The 6,219-nt window shown below is 71.8% G+C and carries 6 protein-coding genes; 4 read left to right on the top strand and 2 right to left on the bottom strand.

Annotation, left to right across the window (positions count from 1 at the left end; all coding sequences use genetic code 11):
* Positions 1–87: 87 nt before the first annotated feature.
* Entirely contained in the window at positions 88–594 is a 507-nt protein-coding gene (locus DLJ59_RS02320) for a PaaI family thioesterase (protein ID WP_124770866.1), read from the bottom strand.
* A gap of 55 nt (positions 595–649) precedes the next feature.
* On the opposite strand from DLJ59_RS02320, the gene DLJ59_RS02315 reads away from it, so the two are divergent.
* Both DLJ59_RS02315 and DLJ59_RS02310 read left to right on the top strand, forming a co-directional pair.
* Positions 650–1,126: a winged helix-turn-helix transcriptional regulator gene (locus DLJ59_RS02315; protein WP_124770865.1), complete on the top strand. Its 477-nt coding sequence runs from the start codon at positions 650–652 to the stop codon at positions 1,124–1,126.
* A 344-nt stretch (positions 1,127–1,470) separates the two neighbouring features.
* Positions 1,471–2,517 carry a S1 family peptidase gene (locus DLJ59_RS02310; protein ID WP_124770864.1) on the top strand — a complete coding sequence of 349 codons (1,047 nt, stop codon included), beginning with the start codon at positions 1,471–1,473 and terminating at the stop codon, positions 2,515–2,517.
* 88 nt (positions 2,518–2,605) lie between these two features.
* Here the strand turns inward: DLJ59_RS02310 and DLJ59_RS02305 are convergent, their stop codons facing one another.
* Positions 2,606–3,340 (bottom strand): DUF998 domain-containing protein, encoded by a 735-nt coding sequence (locus tag DLJ59_RS02305; RefSeq protein WP_124770863.1) that lies wholly within the window; start codon positions 3,338–3,340, stop codon positions 2,606–2,608.
* A 154-nt stretch (positions 3,341–3,494) separates the two neighbouring features.
* On the opposite strand from DLJ59_RS02305, the gene aspS reads away from it, so the two are divergent.
* Both aspS and DLJ59_RS02295 read left to right on the top strand, forming a co-directional pair.
* Complete coding sequence (gene aspS / locus DLJ59_RS02300) at positions 3,495–5,300, top strand: aspartate--tRNA ligase (RefSeq protein WP_124770862.1); 1,806 nt, start codon at positions 3,495–3,497, stop codon at positions 5,298–5,300.
* Between the two features lie 101 nt (positions 5,301–5,401).
* Positions 5,402–6,217: a sugar nucleotide-binding protein gene (locus DLJ59_RS02295; RefSeq protein ID WP_124770861.1), complete on the top strand. Its 816-nt coding sequence runs from the start codon at positions 5,402–5,404 to the stop codon at positions 6,215–6,217.
* Positions 6,218–6,219 lie beyond the last annotated feature (2 nt).

Here is a 6,219-nt window from a genome sequence, read left to right as displayed (position 1 = left end):
CACCCCCTCCTTGCGCTGTTGATCAAGAGGTTTCGGTCACCGGTTACCGGCTTTCTGACGCAAACCTCTTGATCAACCCAGCAGGGGTTAGGGGAGGGGGAGGAGGAGGCAGGTGCTGGTGGCGTGGGCTATCAGGCGGGCGGTGGCATCGGTGAGCCGGGCCTCGGCCAGGGCCGTGCGGCGGCCGCGTTGCAGCACCGTGCCCTCGCAGCGCAGGGTTCCGCTGTCGATGGTGACCGGGCGGAGGAACTTCACGTTGAGGTCCAGCGAGGTGTAGCCGACGCCGGCGGGCAGGGTGGTGTGCACGGCGCACGCGGCGGCGGTGTCCAGCAGGGTCGAGAGCACGCCACCGTGGACGCTGCCGAGCGGGTTGTAGTGGAACTCCTGTGGGGTCAGTTCGACGACGATCCGGCCCTCGTCGGCTTCCATCCGGGTCATGTCGAGAAGGTGCATCACCGGCGGCGTGGCCAGTTCGCCGGCGATCATCGCCCGGAGCATGTCGAGGCCGCTGCGCCGACCGACCTGGGCCGCGTTGACCGACGGGTCCGCCCAGGTGAAGGTACGGCTGCGCGCTGGTTCCTGCGTCTGCGTCATGGACGCAGCCTGGCAGCAGGTTGCTGAGTCTGTCAACGAGATCTAGCCTGGTCCGATGCGACCCGCGGCTCTGGACTGGTCAGTGGAGAACTGCACCATCGCCCGCGCGATGGAGATCCTCGGTGAGCGGTGGACGCTGGTGGTCCTCCGCGAGGTGTTCACCGGCGTACGTCGCTTCGACGACATGCGGGTGCGTACCGGCATTCCGCGCCAGGTGCTGACCAACCGGCTCGCGAGCCTGGTGGAGCAGGGCGTGCTGAGTCGCGAGCCGTACCGGGAGCCCGGCAGTCGGCTGCGCCACGAGTACCGGCTGACGGAGAAGGGTCTGGATCTGTGGCCGGTGCTGGTCGCCGTCCTCGGCTGGGGTGACCGGTACCTCGCCGACGCGGAGGGTCCCCCGCTCAGTGTCACGCACCGCGACTGTGGCGCCGAGGTGCGCGCCGAACTGCGCTGCGCCGACGGGCACAACCTGGATCGGCCACGCGACGTGATTCCCAGCCCGGGTCCCGGCGCTCGTCGCCGTACCCCCTGACGCGGCGCGTCCATCGCGCCCTCTGCCGTGCGACGGTCGTCGCCGTGCCGTGCCGTGCCGCCCCGCCGCGCGGTGCCCCCGTGTGGCAGGCATCGATGGTCGTGCGCGCCCGGGGTGGATCGAGCGGCGGTTGGGTGTGACGGTGGCTGTTCACAGGCGCGTCAGAGGTGTTGCGGCCAGGTGACCGATCAAGATCGGTAAATTGGGACGAATTCAAGCCTTGTCAATGATCTTAAGTATGTGAATACTTCAGTCTCAGCCGGCCGGTTTCCCCAGATCGGCCGGGTTGCCCTCGGGTCAGCCGCCCCCGGCGAGACCCGCTCCCCCGCCCAGGAGGTTGTTACATGCGACCCACGAGGTCCTCATTCCGCGTTGCGGCTACAGTCGCCGTTTCCGGAACCCTGGTCGTCGGCTCGCTCATCGGCGCGCCCGCTCAGGCCGCTCCAGCCGCGTCCCCCGATGCCGCCGCCGCGATCGCCGCGGAACTCGGCGACCACTCCGCCGGCTCGTACATCGACGCCAGCGGCAAATCCGTCGTCACGGTGACCGACGCGGCCGCCGCCAGCAAGGCCAGCAAGGCCGGCGCCGTCGTCCGCTACGTCAGCCGCGGCGCCGCCGAGCTCAACCGGGCCACGGCCGACCTGGAGCGCTCCGCCAAGATCCCGGGCACCGCCTGGTGGAGCGACCCGGTCACCAACCAGGTCGTCGTCTCCGTCGACAGCACCGTCACCGGGGCCAAGCTGGAGCGGGTCAAGGCCGCCGCCGCGCGGGCCAACGGCGCGGTCCGGGTCGAGGCCGAGGCCGGCGTGCTGAGCACCCGCATCTCCGGTGGCCAGGCCATCTATGCCGGTGGCGGCGGGCGCTGCTCGCTCGGCTTCAACGTGCGCAGCGGCAGCACCTACTACTTCCTGACCGCCGGGCACTGCACCAACATCTCGTCGAGCTGGTACTCGAACTCCGGCCAGACCGCGCTGATCGGCACCCGTACCGGCACCAGCTTCCCGGGCAACGACTACGGCATCGTGCGGCACAGCAACTCGGCCAACGCCGCCGGCAACGTCTACCTCTACAACGGCAGCTACCGCGACATCACCGGCGCCGGCAACGCCTCCGTCGGCCAGTCGGTGCAGCGCTCCGGCAGCACCACCGGCCTGCGTTCCGGCTCCGTCACCGCGACCAACGCCACGGTGAACTACGCCGAGGGTTCGGTCTCCGGCCTGATCCGCACCAACGTCTGTGCCGAGCCGGGTGACAGCGGCGGCTCGCTCTTCGCTGGCGGCACCGCGCTGGGTATGACCTCCGGTGGTAGCGGCAACTGCCGCACCGGTGGCACGACCTACTTCCAGCCGGTCACCGAGGCGCTCAGCCGCTACGGCGTCAGCGTCTTCTGATCCACGCACCGTTCGCGGGCCGCCGGAACTCTCCGGCGGCCCGCGTCGCGTTGACCGCCACCGAACCCGCCAACCTGCGGCGACGAACTCACGGCAGCCGGTCGGGTCGCCCGGGAGCCGGCCCGTCGGGTGGTCCGAGGGGATCCGGGGGTACGACGCCGATGATCGGCAGGTCCGGGCCGACGCTTACGGTGCCGCCGGCCGACCAGGCGAGGTGCGCCCGCCGGGCGGACAGGACCGCCAGCAGCGGCCAGAGGGAGACCGCCACCGCCGTCACCCGCTCGGCGAGCCCGGTGCGGGACCCACTGGTCACCTCGAACGCGCACCAGCCGAAGAGCGCGAGCAGCACGAGCGTGGCGCTCAGCCCCACCGCCCGGCGGAACGCCCAGGGCGGCTCCGGTCGGGTGGGGTGCCCGGTGTCGTGGGCGCGCGGCAGCCGCAGCGCCGAGCCGGCCGGCCAGAGCACCAGGGCGAGGACGGCCACCGTCGCCGCGATGCCGTGACTGAGCGAGCCACCGACCGGCGGCCGGGGAAAGGCGACCAGCGCGATGGTGGCCACGCCACCGATCGCGAGCAGGAACCGGCTGGGCAACCCGGCCGAGTGCAGGACGGCAGCGACCGACAGGTAACAGCAGCCGAGCAACACCAGGGTCACCACCATGATCCAGGCGTCGGTGGCTTCCTGCCCCGCCAACTCGCTGATGGTGTCCCGGACCGGGTCGTACCCGACGGGCTGTCGGGCCTCCGCAACCGTCCAACCGGCCACCAGCAGCACGGGCGCCGCCGCCGCCGTGACGACGGCCCAGTTCGGTACGGGCCGCATTTCGCCACGTTAACCGGCGCGGCTGCCCGAGGAGTCGGGTTCGCCGGTCCACCCCACCAGCGAATCGTGCCGGCCTGCCGGGTGCCCGGAGGCGGGACGGCCAGCCCTGACAGAATGCGGGTGAGGACTGTTCCACGATGAGGAGTTGCCAGCCGTGATCCGTACCCACAATGCCGGAAGCCTGCGCGCCGCGGACGCCGGCTCGACGGTGACGCTCGCCGGCTGGGTGGCCCGCCGGCGCGACCACGGCGGGGTCATCTTCGTCGACCTGCGCGACGGCTCCGGTGTTGTCCAGGTGGTGTTCCGCGAGGAGGACGCGCACGCGCTGCGCAACGAGTTCTGCGTGAAGGTCGTCGGCGAGGTGACCCGGCGGCCGGCCGGCAACGAGAATCCGGAGCTGCCCACCGGTGAGGTCGAGGTGACCGCCGTCGAGCTGGAGGTGCTCTCCGAGGCGGCGCCGCTGCCGCTGCCGGTGGACGACCAGATCGAGGCCGGCGACGACATCCGCCTCCGGTACCGCTACCTGGACCTGCGCCGCAGTGGCCCGGCGAACGCGCTGCGGCTGCGCTCGCGCGCCAGCCAGCTCGCCCGGGGGGTGCTGCACGAGCGGGACTTCCTGGAGATCGAGACGCCGACGCTGACCCGTTCGACGCCGGAGGGCGCCCGCGACTTCCTGGTGCCGGTGCGCCTGCAGCCCGGCAGCTGGTACGCGCTGCCGCAGTCGCCGCAGCTGTTCAAGCAGCTGCTCATGGTCGGCGGCATGGAGCGGTACTACCAGATCGCCCGCTGCTACCGGGACGAGGACTTCCGCGCCGACCGGCAGCCGGAGTTCACCCAGCTCGACATCGAGATGTCGTTCGTCACCGAGGACGACGTGATCGACCTCGGCGAGGCGATCGTCTCGGCGCTCTGGAAGGACCTGGCCGGGCACGAGATCAGCCAGCCGATCCCGCGGATCACCTGGCACGACGCGATGGCCCGGTACGGCTCGGACAAGCCGGACCTGCGCTACGGCGTCGAGCTGACCGAGCTGACCGAGTACCTGCGCGGCACCGAGTTCCGGGTGTTCGCCGGGGCGATCGACGCGGGCGGCTACGTCGGCGCGGTGGTGATGCCGGGTGGCGCGGCGCAGAGCCGTAAGGAGTTGGACGGCTGGCAGGACTGGGCGAAGGCGCGTGGCGCCCGCGGCCTGGCGTACGTGGTGCTGGACGCCGAGACCGGCGAGGCGCGCGGCCCGGTGGCGAAGAACCTCTCCGCCGAGCACCTGGGCGGGCTGGCCGACGCGGTCGGCGCCAAGCCGGGTGACGCGGTCTTCTTCGCCGCGAGTGCCACCACCCGGGAGGCGCAGGAGCTGCTCGGTGCGGCCCGGGTCGAGATCGCCAAGCGGTCCGGCCTGATCGACGAGAGCGCCTGGGCGTTCTGCTGGGTGGTCGACGCGCCGATGTTCGAGCGCACGGACGACGGCGGCTGGACGGCCGTGCACCACCCGTTCACCTCGCCGAACGCGGAGTGGGTCGACCGGTTCGAGGGGGCTCCGGACCGCGCCCTGGCGTACGCGTACGACATCGTCTGCAACGGCAACGAGATCGGCGGCGGGTCGATCCGTATCCACCGGGGTGACGTGCAGAAGCGGGTCTTCGACCTGCTCGGCATCACTCCGGAGGAGGCGCAGGACAAGTTCGGCTTCCTGCTGGAGGCGTTCAAGTACGGCGCCCCGCCGCACGGCGGCATCGCCTTCGGCTGGGACCGGGTCTGCATGCTGCTCGCCGGTGCCGACTCCATCCGTGAGGTCATCGCGTTCCCGAAGACCCGGGGTGGTTTCGACCCGCTGACCAGCGCCCCCACCCCGATCACCGCCCAGCAGCGCACCGAGGCCGGCATCGACGCCAAGCCCAAGCCGGCGGCGACTGCCCACACCGGCACCGCCGGCCCGGCAGCCCCGGTAGCAGACCCGGTCTGACTGCACCCTCCGCCCTTGCTTGGTTGATCAAGAGGTTTGCGTCATCATCGCCCGGCGAGATGACGCAAACCTCTTGATCGTTGGTGGGGGAGTGGGCTGGGATGCGGGTGCTTGTCGTTGGGGGTAGTGGGTTACTGGGGCGGGAGGTTTGTCGGCGCGGGGTTCGCCTCGGTTTGTCGATGGTGGGGACCTTCCACTCCGGTGAGATCGCGGTGCCGGGTGTCGTGGCGCGGCGGCTGGACGTGACCGATCGGGTCGCCGTGCGCGCGCTGGTCGCCGACGTGCGGCCGGACGCCGTGGTCGGGACCCCCTATCGGTACGACGACTGGGCGGTGACCGCCGACGGGGCCGCGCACGTGGCGGTCGCCGCCGCCGAGGTCGGTGCCCGGCTGGTGCACGTGTCCAGTGACGCGCTGCACGCCGGCCGCCCGATGCCCTACGCCGATGACGAAGCGCCCACGCCGGTGCACGCGTACGGTGCCGCGAAGGCCGCGGCCGAGACGGCCGTGCGGGCGATCGACCCGGGCGCGGCCCTGGTGCGTACCTCGCTGATCGTGGGGGAGGGCAGCAAGCAGATCCAGCTCTGCCGGGACGCGCTCGCGGGCCGGGCCACCCTGTTCAGCGACGAACTGCGCTGCCCGATCGACGTCGCCGACCTGGCCGACGCGGTGCTGGAGCTGGTCGCCTCGTCGTACGCCGGTCTGCTCAACGTGGCGGGTCCGGACGCGGTCAGCCGGGCCGAGCTCGGCCTGCTGGTGGCCGCGCGATACGGCCTGGATCCGGCCGGGCTGAAGACCACCACCAGCGCGGCCAGCGGCCTGGTCCGCCCCCTGGACGTGCGCCTCGACTCCACCCGCGCCGCCGGCCTGCTGCGGACGCGACCGCGCGGGGTACGCGAACTCCTGGCGGCGCCCTAACC

It is taken from the genome of Micromonospora inaquosa, assembly GCF_003857055.1.
In the GTDB taxonomy this organism is placed as follows: domain Bacteria; phylum Actinomycetota; class Actinomycetes; order Mycobacteriales; family Micromonosporaceae; genus Micromonospora; species Micromonospora inaquosa.
Note: the sequence above shows the minus strand (reverse complement) of the source record. Positions and strands in the feature narration are given on the sequence as shown.